General features: G+C 50.6%; 14 protein-coding genes. 9 read left to right on the top strand and 5 right to left on the bottom strand.

The window, feature by feature from the left end; translation table 11 throughout:
• Nucleotides 1-6 precede the first annotated feature (6 nt).
• The 3 genes from cyoA to ACJHX4_RS01150 all read right to left on the bottom strand — a co-directional run bounded on the left by cyoA (nucleotide 7) and on the right by ACJHX4_RS01150 (nucleotide 3,511).
• A complete protein-coding gene (gene cyoA / locus ACJHX4_RS01140) occupies nucleotides 7-954 on the bottom strand; it encodes a cytochrome o ubiquinol oxidase subunit II (RefSeq protein WP_001239434.1) in 948 nt (315 codons plus the stop codon).
• Nucleotides 955-1,413: 459 nt separating this feature from the next.
• A complete protein-coding gene (gene ampG, locus ACJHX4_RS01145; protein ID WP_000098434.1) occupies nucleotides 1,414-2,889 on the bottom strand; it encodes a muropeptide MFS transporter AmpG in 1,476 nt (491 codons plus the stop codon).
• Between the two features lie 43 nt (nucleotides 2,890-2,932).
• Entirely contained in the window at nucleotides 2,933-3,511 is a 579-nt protein-coding gene (locus tag ACJHX4_RS01150; RefSeq protein ID WP_001295326.1) for a lipoprotein, read from the bottom strand.
• A gap of 304 nt (nucleotides 3,512-3,815) precedes the next feature.
• Between ACJHX4_RS01150 and bolA the strand changes: the two genes are divergently transcribed.
• The 9 genes from bolA to fadM all read left to right on the top strand — a co-directional run bounded on the left by bolA (nucleotide 3,816) and on the right by fadM (nucleotide 14,180).
• Entirely contained in the window at nucleotides 3,816-4,133 is a 318-nt protein-coding gene (bolA, locus tag ACJHX4_RS01155) for a transcriptional regulator BolA (protein ID WP_000973448.1), read from the top strand.
• A 343-nt stretch (nucleotides 4,134-4,476) separates the two neighbouring features.
• Nucleotides 4,477-5,775: a trigger factor gene (tig, locus tag ACJHX4_RS01160; RefSeq protein WP_247773306.1), complete on the top strand. Its 1,299-nt coding sequence runs from the start codon at nucleotides 4,477-4,479 to the stop codon at nucleotides 5,773-5,775.
• Between the two features lie 245 nt (nucleotides 5,776-6,020).
• Nucleotides 6,021-6,644 (top strand): ATP-dependent Clp endopeptidase proteolytic subunit ClpP, encoded by a 624-nt coding sequence (gene clpP, locus ACJHX4_RS01165; RefSeq protein WP_000122253.1) that lies wholly within the window; start codon nucleotides 6,021-6,023, stop codon nucleotides 6,642-6,644.
• 125 nt (nucleotides 6,645-6,769) lie between these two features.
• Entirely contained in the window at nucleotides 6,770-8,044 is a 1,275-nt protein-coding gene (clpX, locus tag ACJHX4_RS01170; protein ID WP_000130299.1) for an ATP-dependent protease ATP-binding subunit ClpX, read from the top strand.
• A gap of 187 nt (nucleotides 8,045-8,231) precedes the next feature.
• Nucleotides 8,232-10,586 carry an endopeptidase La gene (lon, locus tag ACJHX4_RS01175; RefSeq protein WP_001295325.1) on the top strand — a complete coding sequence of 785 codons (2,355 nt, stop codon included), beginning with the start codon at nucleotides 8,232-8,234 and terminating at the stop codon, nucleotides 10,584-10,586.
• Between the two features lie 190 nt (nucleotides 10,587-10,776).
• Nucleotides 10,777-11,067 (top strand): nucleoid-associated protein HU-beta, encoded by a 291-nt coding sequence (gene hupB, locus ACJHX4_RS01180; protein WP_254892905.1) that lies wholly within the window; start codon nucleotides 10,777-10,779, stop codon nucleotides 11,065-11,067.
• 191 nt (nucleotides 11,068-11,258) lie between these two features.
• Nucleotides 11,259-13,130, top strand: a complete 1,872-nt coding sequence (gene ppiD / locus ACJHX4_RS01185) for a peptidylprolyl isomerase (protein WP_000969359.1) — start codon at nucleotides 11,259-11,261, stop codon at nucleotides 13,128-13,130.
• Nucleotides 13,131-13,280: 150 nt separating this feature from the next.
• On the top strand, nucleotides 13,281-13,652 hold the full coding sequence (locus tag ACJHX4_RS01190) for a helix-hairpin-helix domain-containing protein (protein WP_000680295.1): 372 nt from the start codon (nucleotides 13,281-13,283) through the stop codon (nucleotides 13,650-13,652).
• Nucleotides 13,653-13,781: 129 nt separating this feature from the next.
• The gene (fadM, locus tag ACJHX4_RS01195) at nucleotides 13,782-14,180 is read left to right on the top strand and encodes a long-chain acyl-CoA thioesterase FadM (RefSeq protein ID WP_001194552.1); all 399 of its coding nucleotides are present in this window, start codon (nucleotides 13,782-13,784) and stop codon (nucleotides 14,178-14,180) included.
• A 51-nt stretch (nucleotides 14,181-14,231) separates the two neighbouring features.
• On the opposite strand, the gene queC is transcribed toward fadM, so the two are convergent.
• Nucleotides 14,232-14,927: a 7-cyano-7-deazaguanine synthase QueC gene (queC, locus tag ACJHX4_RS01200; protein WP_000817227.1), complete on the bottom strand. Its 696-nt coding sequence runs from the start codon at nucleotides 14,925-14,927 to the stop codon at nucleotides 14,232-14,234.
• A 64-nt stretch (nucleotides 14,928-14,991) separates the two neighbouring features.
• Nucleotides 14,992-16,692, bottom strand: a complete 1,701-nt coding sequence (locus ACJHX4_RS01205; RefSeq protein WP_001238258.1) for an SgrR family transcriptional regulator — start codon at nucleotides 16,690-16,692, stop codon at nucleotides 14,992-14,994.
• Nucleotides 16,693-16,742 lie beyond the last annotated feature (50 nt).

The following is a 16,742-nucleotide window of genomic DNA, read 5'->3' on the forward strand; positions in this document are numbered from 1 at the left end:
ACCCCTTTAATGGGCGGATTCCGCGTGGCTCATGTCCATGCCTTCCATACCTTCATGTGCGCTGTGCTCACCTTCTGGCTGGGTCATGTCCATGCTCTTACCGTGAGCCATAAACTTGTTAATCACATCGGCAAACAAGTCTGGTTTCACGTTGGAGAAATATTCCACCTGGTTGTATTCGCTAGGCGCGGCCAGTTTTTCGAACGCTGCCATGTCAGACATGCTGTTCGGCGACTGTTTCGCTTTTGCGACCCATTGGTCGAATGCGGCGCGATCCGGTGTTGCAATAGCTTTGAACTTCATGCCTGAGAAGCCCGGGCCGCTGTAGCTGGCGGAGATACCGTCATAAGTACCGGGTTCGTTGGCGATCAGATGCAGGCGAGTCTGCATACCGGCCATGGCATAAATCTGGCTACCCAGACGCGGAATGAAGAAGGAGTTCATCACGGAGTTGGAGGTCACTTTGAAGTACACCGGAGTGTTCGCCGGGAAAGCGATTTCATTCACGGTTGCAATGCCCTGTTCCGGGTAGATGAAGAACCATTTCCAGTCCATGGAAACCACTTCGATGGTAATGGGCTTCTCGTCGTGTGCCAGCGGCTTGCTAGGCTCAAGAGCGTGAGTGGTTTTCCAGGTCAGTACCGCAAGGAAGATGATGATTAAGATAGGTACCGTCCAGACCACAGCTTCCACTTTATTGGAGTGTGACCAGTTCGGGCTGTACTTAGCATCTTTATTGCTCGCACGGTACTTCCAGGCGAAACCAACAGCCATCAAGATTGCGGGAATAACGACAATCAACATCAGGCCAAATGCCGTCAGTATCAGTGAACGTTGCTCCAGACCAATCTGTCCTTTGGGATCTAACAGCGCAGAATTACAGCCACTGAGCAATACAGTGCCTGCAAATAATGACAACCATCCCAAACTTTTATTGTATTTCCTGAGTCTCATTTAACGACCTCAATTCCACGGGATCTGGTGGCGTTTAAAGTGTGTGGGCATTTTACGGGAAGGTTACATTACTGTAAACATGATTAAATTCCTGTTACTTGGATTTGGCTATCAGGTCACATATGTTGCAAAACATATCAAGTTGATTTTAAGAAGCTGTTGCAAAAGGGCGTTATAACGAAAGGGAAGTGCAGAAGGAGTTTGGGCGGGCAATTGGTATAATCAATATAAAATAAAACAATTATTTAACAAATAACTATCATTAGGGTGACAACTGGGTGGTGAGAAAATAAGGACTCATCAGCTGAATCGTGTAAAAAAAATAGAATTCATAAATGGCGTCAATAATTTCCAGACGCTAAGCCGCACAAAAGAACAAATATCAATAAGCGATGCTGATGTTTATTTAGCCGTAATAATTACGGCGAGTGATTACTACAGCTAAATAATATTTACAGATTACGTCAGATGTGTTTTTCGTAGCGCCAGATAATCCAGCAAACCACCAAGCACGACGCCAGAGAGGGCGACTAAAACCCCGACTTCCAGCAGCGCAGGCAGGAAAGAGAAGTGCGTCAAATCCAGCGCGTCCATCGTCAACAGCAGTAACCACACGGCCAACAGGCTGATGCCCGCCGCCAGTGTCCACATGGCAAAGGCATAACCTGCAGGATATTCGGTACGGGAGATAAAGTTGTCATTTACTCGTGTATATTCAAGCGTCTGGCGGCAAACCAGCAGCAAAATAAGCCCTGGTACGGCAGCGGCGACGGAGAATAGATAGAATGTCGACCAGCCGTGTGCTTCAACAAACCAACCCGCCACGGGGCCGACATAAACTCGCCCTACAGCAGAAAGCGCTGAGAGCAGGGCAAATTGAGTAGCGGAAAATGACTTATTACACAGCGTCATTAACAGCGCGACAAAGGCTGATGTACCCATCCCGCCACAGAGGTTTTCGAAAAAGACGGCTGCACCCATGCTGTAGAGATGCTTATCAGTAATCGACAGCAGCCAGTAACCGGCGTTAGATGCACCTTGTAAAATGCCGAAAATCAGCAGTGCACGGAACAGCGACAGGCGCTGCATCAAAATCCCACCGTACAATGCGCCAACAATGGTCGCCAGTAAGCCAAGCGTTTTGTTAACCACGCCTACTTCACCCGCATCAAACCCGACGCCGCGAATCAAAAACGTGGTTGTCAGGCTCATAGCGAATGCGTCGCCCAGCTTATACAGCACGATAAGAAGCAAAATAAGCCAGGCATTATTGCGACCAAAGAAATCTCGCAGAGGTGCAACAACCGCTTGTTCCAGCGTTTTGGGCACAGGAATGGTGTCGGTGGGTTCTGGTGCAAGCAACGTCGCGATAATACAGGGGATCAACAGCGCCGCCATCAACCAGTACATGCCCTGCCAGCCCAGCCATTTATCTGCCAGCCACAGGGCTAAGCCGCCGGAAACCAGCATCCCTAAACGGTAACCCAGCACGCTGATTGCCGCGCCCGCACCACGTTCTTCTGCCGGGAGCACATCGGTTTTCCACGCATCGAAGACAATATCCTGGGAGGCAGAGCAAAAAGCGATCACCACCGCCAGTGCCGCCATCCAGCGGAGCTGGGTGCCTGGTTCGAGAAAACCCATCGCCGCAATGGCGACTAATAACAGAATTTGCGTGGCGAGCAGCCAACCGCGCCGCCGCCCGAAAAATGGGGGCGTGTAGCGGTCCATCAGTGGTGACCAGAGGAATTTAAAAACGTAAGCCTGGCCTACCAGAGAGAAGAAACCAATGGTTTTGAGATCGATATTCTCGACCGTCATCCAGGCCTGTAAGGTGCCGGACGTCAGGGCGAGCGGTAGCCCGGAAGCAAAACCCAGGATCAGCAATATGGCTGAACGCGGCTGTTGAAAAATACGTAAATATTGACTGGACATGGGCGTCTACAGGCCCGGCTTGCACCGGGCCAGAGGGCAGAAATTAACGCGCGTTCTGCTTGATGAATTCGTGGATGCTGGTGTCCTGAGACATATCAGCGATGGTATCGGTCAGCACACTGTTAACCGCATCGGCGATATTTTTGTTGGAGGCCTGGAACGCACCTTCAACGTTGTAGCTGGCACGATAGTTTTTGGTCATTTTGTTGCCATTCTGCGCGGTAGCGATGATGGCGATATCCGCTTTGGTCGCGATGTTGTAGCGCACGTTGCCCTGGGACACGTCAGCATACAGTTGGCTAACGATGATTTGCAGATTAACCGGGCCATTCGGACCAACCATGTATCCACGGGCGGTCATTTGTTTTTCCAGCACTTCTTGCAGCAGGAAACGCAGATCGCGGGAGGCGGTCAGGGTAACGATTTGATTATCGCGGGTGACTTTTGCCAGCGCCTGATCGGTACGCTGATCGGCACCATTAATGCTTACGGTGACGCCCATCAGGCTTGGATCCTGCTGTGGCAGTGTAATCGTCGGGGAAACTTCGATAGTTGTTGGCGGTTTTGCGCATCCTGCAAGCATAAACAGAGCAACTAACGGGAAGAGGATTTTTTTGAACATGTTCGGGCTCTCAGAGACTCTTAAGCGTGTTTGGTAAAAATTCCCGCCATCATAACATTGCCAACGGCGAGGGGAAGTGGGTAAGGCATGTAAATTCATCATGTTGACGAAATAATCACCCCTGGTAAAAGAAACGCTGATGCGAGGCCTGTGTTTCAATCTTTAAATCAGTAAACTTCATACGCTTGACGGAAAAACCAGGACGAAACCTAAATATTTGTTGTTAAGCTGCAATGGAAACGGTAAAAGCGGCTAGTATTTAAAGGGATGGATGACATCTCAGCGTTGTCGGAGGAGATATTTCATGATGATACGTGAGCGGATAGAAGAAAAATTAAGGGCGGCGTTCCAACCCGTATTCCTCGAAGTAGTGGATGAAAGCTATCGTCACAATGTCCCAGCCGGCTCTGAAAGCCATTTTAAAGTTGTGCTGGTCAGCGATCGTTTTACGGGTGAACGTTTTCTGAATCGTCATCGAATGATTTACAGTACTTTAGCGGAGGAACTCTCTACTACCGTTCATGCGCTGGCTCTGCATACTTACACTATTAAGGAGTGGGAAGGGTTGCAGGACACCGTCTTTGCCTCTCCTCCCTGTCGTGGAGCAGGAAGCATCGCGTAAAAACGCATTTGCAACTGTCGGCGCTTTTCCAGTATGTTGCTAAAGATTTTATGAAAAACGGCCTGCGGGCCGTTTTGTTTTGTCTGGATTTTGCGCTTTTTGCCCAGCATTCAGACGAAAATCGCCCGGGAATTGTGAAAAAATACGCGACAGCGCGCAATAACCGTTCTCGACTCATAAAAGTGATGCCGCTATAATGCCGCGTCCTATTTGAATACTTTCGGGATGATTCTGGTAACAGGGAATGTGATTGATTATAAGAACATCCCGGTTCCGCGAAGCCAACAACCTGTGCTTGCGGGGTAAGAGTTGACCGAGCACTGTGATTTTTTGAGGTAACAAGATGCAAGTTTCAGTTGAAACCACTCAAGGCCTTGGCCGCCGTGTAACGATTACTATCGCTGCTGACAGCATCGAGACCGCTGTTAAAAGCGAGCTGGTCAACGTTGCGAAAAAAGTACGTATTGACGGCTTCCGCAAAGGCAAAGTGCCAATGAATATCGTTGCTCAGCGTTATGGCGCGTCTGTACGCCAGGACGTCCTGGGCGACCTGATGAGCCGTAACTTCATTGACGCCATCATTAAAGAAAAAATCAATCCGGCTGGCGCACCGACCTATGTTCCGGGCGAATACAAGCTGGGTGAAGACTTCACCTACTCTGTAGAGTTTGAAGTTTATCCGGAAGTTGAACTGCAGGGTCTGGAAGCGATCGAAGTTGAAAAACCGATTGTTGAAGTGACCGACGCTGACGTTGACGGCATGCTGGATACTCTGCGTAAACAGCAGGCAACCTGGAAAGAAAAAGACGGCGCTGTTGAAGCAGAAGACCGTGTGACCATCGACTTCACCGGTTCTGTAGACGGAGAAGAGTTCGAAGGCGGTAAAGCGTCTGATTTCGTACTGGCGATGGGTCAGGGTCGCATGATCCCGGGCTTTGAAGACGGTATCAAAGGCCACAAAGCTGGCGAAGAGTTCACCATCGACGTGACCTTCCCGGAAGAGTACCACGCAGAAAACCTGAAAGGTAAAGCAGCGAAATTCGCTATCAACCTGAAGAAAGTTGAAGAGCGTGAACTGCCGGAACTGACTGAAGAATTCATCAAACGTTTCGGCGTTGAAGATGGTTCCGTAGAAGGTCTGCGCGCTGAAGTGCGTAAAAACATGGAGCGCGAGCTGAAGAGCGCCATCCGTAACCGCGTTAAGTCTCAGGCGATCGAAGGTCTGGTAAAAGCTAACGACATCGATGTACCGGCTGCGCTGATCGACAGCGAAATCGACGTTCTGCGTCGCCAGGCTGCACAGCGTTTCGGTGGCAACGAAAAACAAGCTCTGGAACTGCCGCGCGAACTGTTCGAAGAACAGGCTAAACGCCGCGTAGTTGTTGGCCTGCTGCTGGGCGAAGTTATCCGCACCAACGAGCTGAAAGCTGACGAAGAGCGCGTGAAAGGCTTGATCGAAGAGATGGCTTCTGCGTACGAAGATCCGAAAGAAGTTATCGAGTTCTACAGCAAAAACAAAGAACTGATGGACAACATGCGCAATGTTGCTCTGGAAGAACAGGCTATTGAAGCTGTACTGGCGAAAGCGAAAGTGACTGAAAAAGAAACCACTTTCAACGAGCTGATGAACCAGCAGGCGTAATTTACGTAGCATAACGCGCTAAATTCGCACAAAGGCCCGTCACCGCCAGGTGGTGGGCTTTTTTTTGTCATGAATTTTGCATGGAACCGTGCGAAAAGCCTCTTTCGGTGTTAGCGTAACAACAAAAGATTGTTATGCTTGAAATATGGTGATGCCGTACCCATAACACAGGGACTAGCTGATAATCCGTCCATAAGGTTACAATCGGTACAGCAGGTTTTTTCAATTTTATCCAGGAGACGGAAATGTCATACAGCGGCGAACGAGATAACTTTGCACCCCATATGGCGCTGGTGCCGATGGTCATTGAACAGACCTCACGAGGTGAGCGCTCTTTTGATATCTATTCTCGTCTACTTAAGGAACGCGTCATTTTTCTGACTGGCCAGGTTGAAGACCACATGGCTAACCTGATTGTGGCGCAGATGCTGTTCCTGGAAGCAGAAAACCCAGAAAAAGATATCTATCTGTACATTAACTCTCCAGGCGGGGTGATTACTGCCGGGATGTCTATCTATGACACCATGCAGTTTATCAAGCCTGATGTCAGCACCATCTGTATGGGCCAGGCGGCCTCGATGGGCGCTTTCTTGCTGACTGCAGGGGCAAAAGGTAAACGTTTCTGCCTGCCGAATTCGCGCGTGATGATTCACCAGCCGTTGGGCGGCTACCAGGGCCAGGCGACCGATATCGAAATTCATGCCCGTGAAATTCTGAAAGTTAAAGGGCGCATGAATGAACTTATGGCGCTTCATACGGGTCAATCATTAGAACAGATTGAACGTGATACCGAGCGCGATCGCTTCCTTTCTGCCCCTGAAGCGGTGGAATACGGTCTGGTCGATTCGATTCTGACCCATCGTAATTGATGCCAGAGGCGCAACTGTGCCGCTATACTTATCCAGGGCGGCACAACGCTGTAAGCGGCTTGCGCCTGAGAATGGCATTTGCGTCGTCGTGTGCGGCACAAAGAACAAAGAAGAGGTTTTGACCCATGACAGATAAACGCAAAGATGGCTCAGGCAAATTGCTGTATTGCTCTTTTTGCGGCAAAAGCCAGCATGAAGTGCGCAAGCTGATTGCCGGTCCATCCGTGTATATCTGCGACGAATGTGTTGATTTATGTAACGACATCATTCGCGAAGAGATTAAAGAAGTTGCACCGCATCGTGAACGCAGTGCGCTACCGACGCCGCATGAAATTCGCAACCACCTGGACGATTACGTTATCGGTCAGGAACAGGCGAAAAAAGTGCTGGCGGTCGCGGTATACAACCACTACAAACGTCTGCGCAACGGAGATACCAGCAATGGCGTCGAGTTGGGCAAAAGTAACATTCTGCTGATCGGTCCGACCGGTTCCGGTAAAACGCTGCTGGCCGAAACGCTGGCGCGCCTGCTGGACGTTCCGTTCACCATGGCTGACGCAACCACGCTGACCGAAGCCGGTTATGTGGGCGAAGACGTTGAAAACATCATTCAGAAGCTGTTGCAGAAGTGCGATTACGACGTACAGAAAGCGCAGCGCGGGATTGTCTACATCGATGAAATCGACAAGATTTCTCGTAAGTCAGACAACCCGTCCATTACCCGAGACGTTTCCGGTGAAGGCGTACAGCAGGCACTGTTAAAACTGATCGAAGGTACGGTAGCTGCTGTTCCGCCGCAAGGTGGGCGTAAACATCCGCAGCAGGAATTCTTGCAGGTTGATACCTCTAAGATCCTGTTCATCTGTGGCGGCGCATTTGCTGGCCTGGATAAAGTGATTGCCAATCGTGTTGAAACCGGCTCCGGCATTGGTTTTGGCGCGACGGTGAAAGCCAAGTCCGACAAAGCCAGCGAAGGTGAACTGCTGGCGCAGGTTGAACCGGAAGATCTGATCAAGTTTGGTCTGATCCCTGAGTTCATTGGTCGTCTGCCGGTTGTCGCAACGTTGAATGAACTGAGCGAAGAAGCTCTGATTCAGATCCTCAAAGAGCCGAAAAACGCCCTGACCAAGCAGTATCAGGCGCTGTTTAATCTGGAAGGCGTGGATCTGGAATTCCGTGACGAGGCGCTGGATGCTATCGCTAAGAAAGCGATGGCGCGTAAAACCGGTGCCCGTGGCCTGCGTTCCATCGTAGAAGCCGCACTGCTCGATACCATGTACGATCTGCCGTCCATGGAAGATGTCGAAAAAGTGGTTATCGACGAGTCGGTAATTGATGGTCAAAGCAAACCGTTGCTGATTTATGGTAAGCCGGAAGCGCAACAGGCATCTGGTGAATAATTAACCATTCCCATACAATTAGTTAACCGAAAAGGGGGGATTTTATCTCCCCTTTAATTTTTCCTCTATTCTCGGCGTTGAATGTGGGGGAAACATCCCCATATACTGACGTACATGTTAATAGATGGCGTGAAGCACAGTCGTGTCATCTGATTACCTGGCGGAAATTAAACTAAGAGAGAGCTCTATGAATCCTGAGCGTTCTGAACGCATTGAAATCCCCGTATTGCCGCTGCGCGATGTGGTGGTTTATCCGCACATGGTCATCCCCTTATTTGTCGGGCGGGAAAAATCCATCCGTTGTCTGGAAGCGGCGATGGACCATGATAAAAAAATTATGCTGGTCGCGCAGAAAGAAGCTTCAACGGATGAGCCGGGTGTAAACGATCTTTTCACCGTCGGGACCGTGGCCTCTATATTGCAGATGCTGAAACTGCCTGACGGCACCGTCAAAGTGCTGGTCGAGGGGTTACAGCGCGCGCGTATTTCTGCGCTCTCTGACAATGGCGAACACTTTTCTGCGAAGGCGGAGTATCTGGAGTCGCCGACCATTGATGAGCGGGAACAGGAAGTGCTGGTGCGTACTGCAATCAGCCAGTTCGAAGGCTACATCAAGCTAAACAAAAAAATCCCACCAGAAGTGCTGACGTCGCTGAATAGCATCGACGATCCGGCGCGTCTGGCGGATACCATTGCTGCACATATGCCGCTGAAACTGGCTGACAAACAGTCCGTTCTGGAGATGTCCGACGTTAACGAACGTCTGGAATATCTGATGGCAATGATGGAATCGGAAATCGATCTGCTGCAGGTTGAGAAACGCATTCGCAACCGCGTTAAAAAGCAGATGGAGAAATCCCAGCGTGAGTACTATCTGAACGAGCAAATGAAAGCTATTCAGAAAGAACTCGGTGAAATGGACGACGCGCCGGACGAAAACGAAGCCCTGAAGCGCAAAATCGACGCGGCGAAGATGCCGAAAGAGGCAAAAGAGAAAGCGGAAGCAGAGCTGCAGAAGCTGAAAATGATGTCTCCGATGTCGGCAGAAGCGACCGTAGTGCGTGGATATATCGACTGGATGGTACAGGTGCCGTGGAATGCGCGTAGCAAGGTCAAAAAAGACCTGCGTCAGGCGCAGGAAATCCTTGATACCGACCATTATGGTCTGGAGCGCGTGAAAGATCGTATCCTTGAGTATCTTGCGGTTCAAAGCCGTGTCAACAAAATCAAGGGTCCGATCCTCTGCCTGGTAGGGCCGCCGGGGGTAGGTAAAACGTCCCTGGGTCAGTCCATCGCCAAAGCCACCGGGCGTAAATATGTCCGTATGGCGCTGGGCGGCGTGCGTGATGAAGCGGAAATCCGTGGTCACCGCCGTACTTACATCGGTTCTATGCCGGGTAAACTGATCCAGAAAATGGCGAAAGTGGGCGTGAAAAACCCGCTGTTCCTGCTCGATGAGATCGACAAAATGTCTTCTGACATGCGTGGTGATCCGGCCTCCGCACTGCTTGAAGTGCTGGATCCAGAGCAGAACGTAGCGTTCAGCGACCACTACCTGGAAGTGGATTACGATCTCAGCGACGTAATGTTTGTCGCTACGTCGAACTCCATGAACATTCCGGCACCGTTGCTGGATCGTATGGAAGTGATTCGCCTCTCCGGTTATACCGAAGATGAAAAACTGAACATCGCCAAACGTCACCTGCTGCCGAAGCAGATTGAACGTAATGCATTGAAAAAAGGTGAGCTGACCGTCGACGATAGCGCCATTATCGGCATTATTCGTTACTACACCCGTGAGGCGGGCGTGCGTGGTCTGGAGCGTGAAATCTCCAAACTGTGTCGCAAAGCGGTTAAGCAGTTACTGCTCGATAAGTCATTAAAACATATCGAAATTAACGGTGATAACCTGCATGACTACCTCGGTGTTCAGCGTTTCGACTATGGGCGCGCGGATAACGAAAACCGTGTCGGCCAGGTAACCGGTCTGGCGTGGACGGAAGTGGGCGGTGACTTGCTGACCATTGAAACCGCGTGCGTTCCGGGGAAAGGCAAACTGACCTATACCGGTTCGCTCGGCGAAGTGATGCAGGAGTCTATTCAGGCGGCGTTAACGGTGGTTCGTGCGCGTGCGGAAAAACTGGGGATCAACCCTGATTTTTACGAAAAACGTGACATCCACGTCCACGTACCGGAAGGTGCGACGCCGAAAGATGGTCCGAGTGCCGGTATTGCCATGTGCACCGCGCTGGTTTCTTGCCTGACCGGTAACCCGGTTCGTGCCGATGTGGCAATGACCGGTGAGATCACTCTGCGTGGTCAGGTACTGCCGATCGGTGGTTTGAAAGAAAAACTACTGGCAGCGCATCGCGGCGGGATTAAAACAGTGTTAATTCCGTTCGAAAATAAACGCGATCTGGAAGAGATTCCTGACAACGTAATTGCCGATCTGGACATTCATCCTGTGAAGCGCATTGAGGAAGTTCTGACTCTGGCGCTACAAAATGAACCGTCTGGCATGCAGGTTGTGACTGCAAAATAGTGACCTCGCGCAAAATGCACTAATAAAAACAGGGCTGGCAGGCTAATTCGGGCTTGCCAGCCTTTTTTTGTCTCGCTAAGTTAGATGGCGGATCGGGCTTGCCCTTATTAAGGGGTGTTGTAAGGGGATGGCTGGCCTGATATAACTGCTGCGCGTTCGTACCTTGAAGGATTCAAGTGCGATATAAATTATAAAGAGGAAGAGAAGAGTGAATAAATCTCAATTGATCGACAAGATTGCTGCAGGGGCTGATATCTCTAAAGCTGCGGCTGGCCGTGCGTTAGATGCTATTATTGCTTCCGTAACTGAATCTCTGAAAGAAGGGGATGATGTAGCACTGGTAGGTTTTGGTACTTTTGCCGTTAAGGAACGTGCTGCCCGTACTGGCCGCAACCCGCAGACCGGTAAAGAGATCACCATCGCTGCTGCTAAAGTACCGAGCTTCCGTGCAGGTAAAGCACTGAAAGACGCGGTAAACTAAGCGTTGTCCCCAGTGGGGATGTGACGAAGTTCAAGGGCGCATCTACTGATGTGCCTTTTTTATTTGTATTCGGTGACTTTCTGCGTCTTGTGGGCTGACAATTGCCCCCGTTTCTTGTCACAATAGGCCTTTGCGCGCATCGATACGTTGCGTGAGGTACACAGTCATCTACAGCGGAGTGTTGTTACACCATGATGGACAGCTTACGCACGGCTGCAAACAGTCTCGTGCTCAAGATTATTTTCGGTATCATTATCGTGTCGTTCATATTGACCGGCGTGAGTGGTTACCTGATTGGCGGAGGCAATAACTACGCCGCAAAAGTGAATGACCAGGAAATCAGCCGTGGGCAATTCGAGAACGCCTTCAACAGCGAGCGTAATCGCATGCAGCAACAGCTGGGCGATCAATACTCCGAGCTGGCAGCGAACGAAGGCTATATGAAAACCCTGCGTCAACAGGTGCTGAATCGTCTGATCGACGAGGCGCTTCTGGATCAGTACGCTCGTGAGCTGAAACTGGGTATCAGCGATGAGCAGGTTAAACAGGCGATTTTCGCGACCCCAGCCTTCCAGGTTGACGGCAAATTTGATAACAGCCGCTATAACGGTATCCTCAACCAGATGGGGATGACCGCCGATCAGTACGCCCAGGCGCTGCGTAACCAGCTCACTACCCAACAGCTGATTAACGGCGTTGCCGGTACCGATTTTATGCTGAAAGGTGAAACCGACGAGCTGGCGGCACTGGTAGCTCAACAACGCGTGGTGCGTGAAGCGGCTATCGATGTTAACGCGCTGGCGGCGAAGCAGCCTGTGACCGAACAGGAAATTGCCAGCTACTACGAACAAAACAAAAACAATTTCATGACGCCGGAACAATTCCGCGTGAGTTACATCAAGCTGGATGCCGCGACGATGCAGCAACCGGTTAGCGATGCGGATATCCAGAGCTACTACGATCAGCATCAGGATCAATTCACCCAGCCGCAGCGTACCCGTTACAGCATCATCCAGACCAAAACTGAAGATGAAGCGAAAGCGGTACTTGATGAGCTGAATAAGGGCGGTGATTTTGCTGCATTAGCCAAAGAAAAATCTGCCGATATTATCTCTGCCCGTAACGGCGGTGATATGGGTTGGTTAGAAGATGCCACTATCCCGGACGAACTGAAAAATGCGGGTCTGAAAGAAAAAGGCCAACTGTCTGGTGTTATCAAATCTTCGGTCGGTTTCCTGATTGTACGTCTGGACGACATTCAGCCAGCGAAAGTGAAATCGTTAGACGAAGTACGTGACGACATTGCGGCGAAAGTGAAACACGAAAAAGCCCTCGATGCGTACTACGCGCTGCAGCAGAAAGTGAGCGATGCGGCAAGCAACGACACCGAGTCTCTGGCCGGTGCAGAGCAAGCTGCCGGCGTTAAAGCCACTCAGACGGGTTGGTTCAGCAAAGATAACCTGCCGGAAGAGTTGAACTTCAAGCCAGTTGCCGACGCTATCTTCAACGGCGGTCTGGTAGGTGAAAACGGCGCGCCGGGCATCAACTCTGACATCATCACCGTAGACGGCGACCGCGCATTCGTGCTGCGCATCAGCGAGCACAAACCGGAAGCGGTGAAACCGTTGGCAGATGTTCAGGAACAAGTTAAGGCACTGGTTCAGCACAACAAAGCTGAACAACAGGCGAAAGTGGATGCTGAGAAACTGCTGGTTGATTTGAAAGCCGGCAAAGGTGCGGAAGCGATGCAGGCTGCCGGTCTGAAATTTGGCGAGCCGAAAACCTTAAGCCGTTCCGGTCGTGACCCGATTAGCCAGGCTGCGTTTGCACTGCCGCTGCCAGCGAAAGACAAACCGAGCTACGGTATGGCGACCGATATGCAAGGTAATGTGGTTCTGCTGGCGCTGGATGAAGTGAAACAAGGTTCAATGCCGGAAGATCAGAAAAAAGCGATGGTGCAGGGTATCACCCAGAACAACGCACAAATCGTCTTTGAAGCTCTGATGAGTAACCTGCGTAAAGAGGCGAAAATCAAAATTGGCGATGCGCTGGAACAGCAATAATCCTGAAGCCGCCTCGCAAAAAAATGCTTTGCAGCTGTAACAAGAAAAGGTCGCTTTCGCGGCCTTTTCCATTTCTGAACATTGCCATTTGTTTACTGTTTTCACTGCCGTTAAGGTGATTCCACTGTTAACAAACAAGGAGAAAACAGTATGAAACACGGAATTAAAGCACTGCTCATTACCCTGTCCCTGGCCTGTGCCGGAATGTCTCATAGTGCTCTGGCGGCAGCTCCTGCGGCAAAACCGACAACGGTAGAAACCAAAGCGGAAGCTCCTGCAGCACAAAGTAAAGCAGCAGTACCGGCGAAAGCCAGTGACGAAGAAGGCACCCGGGTCAGCATTAATAATGCCAGCGCGGAAGAGTTAGCCCGCGCGATGAATGGCGTTGGCCTGAAGAAAGCGCAGGCGATTGTCAGTTATCGCGAAGAGTACGGTCCGTTTAAAACGGTGGAGGATCTAAAGCAGGTGCCGGGGATGGGCAATTCGCTGGTGGAACGTAATATGGCGGTATTAACCCTGTAATTAATTTGCATAGTGGCAATTTTTTGCCAGACTGAAGAGGTCATACCAGTTATGACCTCTGTACTTATAACAGTTCTTATAACAGTTCTTATAACAGTTCTTATAACAACAACGTAAGGTTATTGCGCTATGCAAACACAAATCAAAGTTCGTGGATATCATCTCGACGTTTACCAGCACGTAAACAACGCCCGCTACCTTGAATTTCTCGAAGAAGCCCGCTGGCATGGGTTGGAAAATAGCGACAGTTTTCACTGGATGACGGCCCATAACATCGCTTTCGTCGTGGTCAATATCAATATTAACTATCGCCGCCCGGCGGTATTAAGCGACCTGTTAACCATTACCAGTCAGTTGCAGCAATTAAACGGTAAAAGTGGCATCTTAAGCCAGGTCATTACACTGGAGCCGGAAGGACAGGTGGTAGCGGATGCGCTTATTACGTTTGTTTGTATTGATCTTAAAACGCAGAAAGCATTAGCTCTGGAAGGGGAATTGCGCGAAAAGCTGGAGCAGATGGTTAAGTAAACGTTTTGTGGTGCCGGATGCTCAAGCCGCATCCGGCGACACCCGGAATAATTACTTCAACCCGGTTTTCTGCTTCATCGCTGCCATCACCGTCGGTTTATCGGCCAGATAATGATTCAAACCGTTGGCACGTAAATTACACGCCGCACAATGACCGCAACCGTCGCCTTTAATGCCGTTATAACAGGTCAGCGTTTCGTTACGGACTAAATCCAGCTTGCCGTAATAATCTGCCAGCGCCCAGGTTTCCGCTTTATCAATCCACATCAGCGGCGTTTCAAAACGAATATCTTTCGCCATGCCCAAACTGACGGCATGGTTTAGTGCTTTCACAAACTCATCGCGACAATCCGGGTAGCCGGAGAAATCCGTTTCGCAGACGCCGGTAATTACGGCTTCTGCTTTTACCTGATACGCATATATTGCCGCCAGCGTCAGGAACAAAATATTACGCCCTGGGACAAACGTATTCGGGATACCATCGGCTTCAGGTTCATAATCAGGCACCGGAATGCTGTCACGCGTCAGGCTGCTGACCGCCAGCTCGTTGAGCAGCGTTACATCAAGAACCTTATGCGCGCGTGCCCCCAGTTTCAGCGCCAGTTCGCGTGCCACGTCGATTTCTGCGCGATGGCGTTGACCGTAATCGAACGTCACGCAATGGACTTCATCATATTGTTGTAATGCCTGCACCAGACAGGTGGTGGAATCCTGGCCTCCACTGAACACAACGACAGCACGTTTCATAGATAATCCTGCTTGAACAATAAAAGCGTTATGGTAACGCCTGCGATTAACCCGGACCAGCTATTCATTGCGACGGCGCGGGAAGCCAGGCTTCGGTAAATTCAAACCAGCCGCGCGGTGTCAGTCGCACACCGTTCACGCCGGGAGGGGCGCTAATGCGATAGTGATAGTTGAACAGCGGCGTCAGCGTCGCATCTGCCATTAACTGGCTAAAAACCGCTTTCAGGGCATTAAATCGGTTTTCCTCATCAGGCATTACTTGCACTGCGTCCAGTGTCGATTGCAAATGTGCATATGCTGGAGCGTCGAAAACATGTGGCCACAGTGGATCGCAACGCAGCCATTGCTCCAGGGTATATTCCGGTGCTTCGCCAATTAATCTGTCGCCCATCATGAGGTCTGCGTGTGCCAGTAGGGTCGTGTCGTCCCAGTTTTTTGCGTTATGAAAAATAATTGTGAGTTCACAGCCTTCCGCTGCCAGTGTCGCCTGTAGGCGTTCTGCCATGGTATGAAGTTCTATCGGTAGGTGATAAACCAGCGTCAAGGTTTTCGGTAGTTTAACTTCATCCGGTACCTGCCAATGCGGAATAGTCCAGCCAGGCAGTAATGCATGACTGGCGGTGATCAGGTTTTCTCCGACTTCTAACGTTTGTAATAAACCGGATTGATGAATAATGGAGATTACTTTTCGCGCCTGCCAGAGGGACAGTCGGAGACTTTTGCGCAATGTTAAATAGCAAAAACCTAAACTGATGCCGCTACTGACCTGGCTGACCCGTTGCAGCTCCTCCGGTTTGCCAATGGTGATTTGCACGGGATGCCGACAACTGGTTCCCAAATCTTTTTCGAAAAGCGGCGGAGTTATCCAGTACTCAACCGCTTTAAGCAGCGGATGACGTAAATGGTAATAATCATGGCTCTCCAGGCGCACCAGTTCCGCTGTGAATTGTGTTAAGCGAAAAGGACCTGTGCCGATCAGTGGGAATTGCGGATGCGCCAGATGGCTGCAATAGCTCGCCAGTCGGTGCGCAAGCCAGTAATCGGGGCGATGTAAAAAGAAGGTCAGACACTGCGGATGGGTGACTTCAATACGCTTCACGCTAATAAATAATTGATCCAGTGCTGGCAGTTGTAACAGCATCAATAATCGCTGGTGTAAGTGTGAGGCTTTTACTGCATCGCCGTTATGCCAGTGTAGCGTTGAACGAAGATAAAAGTCCCAGCGTAACCCGTCAGTAGAGGTTTCCCAGTGATGTGCTAAATCGCCAATCGGGCGCTGAGTATTATTATCGAAGCGGGTCAGGCCGGAAAATATCTGCCCGGCCAGATGCTGCTCGGCACGGCCGGGCAAAAAGCCCGGTTGTAGCGGTTCGAGCGGGCGATAGTAGGGAATACGCAACGTGGGCGTATCGTTTTGCCATTGTCCGCCCATAAACGGCTGTAACAGAGTGCGCAGCTCACCTGGGGCCAGTTGCGCCAGCTCCAGCACATCTTGCTGCTTTCCGGTTTCCAGCGCCTGTTCCATCATCGCATTGCGTAGCGATTCTGGCGTGACCAGAAAGCGTAGTTGACCGCGCTTTCCGCGTCCTGACTGCGCCTGCCACTCCAGCCATCCCGCCTCCTGTGCCTGACGCAACACCGTACGAACATGGCGTTCGCTGCAAAAACAGCGTTCGGCCAGTTCGCTGACGGTGACGGTTTGCGGCTTTCCGGCGGAAGGTTGCCACAGACGTTGATACTGGTTAAGACGGTTGAGCAGTCGCATATAAACCCGGAACAATATTATTTAACTATTCACTATTACTTCCGTATATA

Source organism: Escherichia sp. WS2035, from assembly GCF_046487065.1.
In the GTDB taxonomy this organism is placed as follows: domain Bacteria; phylum Pseudomonadota; class Gammaproteobacteria; order Enterobacterales; family Enterobacteriaceae; genus Escherichia; species Escherichia coli.

Bases quoted from the DNA above. Each gene is read 5' to 3' on its own strand.
- cyoA (WP_001239434.1), bottom strand. From the start codon at position 954: ATGAGACTCAGGAAATACAATAAAAGTTTGGGATGGTTGTCATTATTT.
- ampG (WP_000098434.1), bottom strand. From the start codon at position 2,889: ATGTCCAGTCAATATTTACGTATTTTTCAACAGCCGCGTTCAGCCATA.
- ACJHX4_RS01150 (WP_001295326.1), bottom strand. From the start codon at position 3,511: ATGTTCAAAAAAATCCTCTTCCCGTTAGTTGCTCTGTTTATGCTTGCA.
- bolA (WP_000973448.1), top strand. From the start codon at position 3,816: ATGATGATACGTGAGCGGATAGAAGAAAAATTAAGGGCGGCGTTCCAA.
- tig (WP_247773306.1), top strand. From the start codon at position 4,477: ATGCAAGTTTCAGTTGAAACCACTCAAGGCCTTGGCCGCCGTGTAACG.
- clpP (WP_000122253.1), top strand. From the start codon at position 6,021: ATGTCATACAGCGGCGAACGAGATAACTTTGCACCCCATATGGCGCTG.
- clpX (WP_000130299.1), top strand. From the start codon at position 6,770: ATGACAGATAAACGCAAAGATGGCTCAGGCAAATTGCTGTATTGCTCT.
- lon (WP_001295325.1), top strand. From the start codon at position 8,232: ATGAATCCTGAGCGTTCTGAACGCATTGAAATCCCCGTATTGCCGCTG.
- ppiD (WP_000969359.1), top strand. From the start codon at position 11,259: ATGATGGACAGCTTACGCACGGCTGCAAACAGTCTCGTGCTCAAGATT.
- ACJHX4_RS01190 (WP_000680295.1), top strand. From the start codon at position 13,281: ATGAAACACGGAATTAAAGCACTGCTCATTACCCTGTCCCTGGCCTGT.
- fadM (WP_001194552.1), top strand. From the start codon at position 13,782: ATGCAAACACAAATCAAAGTTCGTGGATATCATCTCGACGTTTACCAG.
- queC (WP_000817227.1), bottom strand. From the start codon at position 14,927: ATGAAACGTGCTGTCGTTGTGTTCAGTGGAGGCCAGGATTCCACCACC.
- ACJHX4_RS01205 (WP_001238258.1), bottom strand. From the start codon at position 16,692: ATGCGACTGCTCAACCGTCTTAACCAGTATCAACGTCTGTGGCAACCT.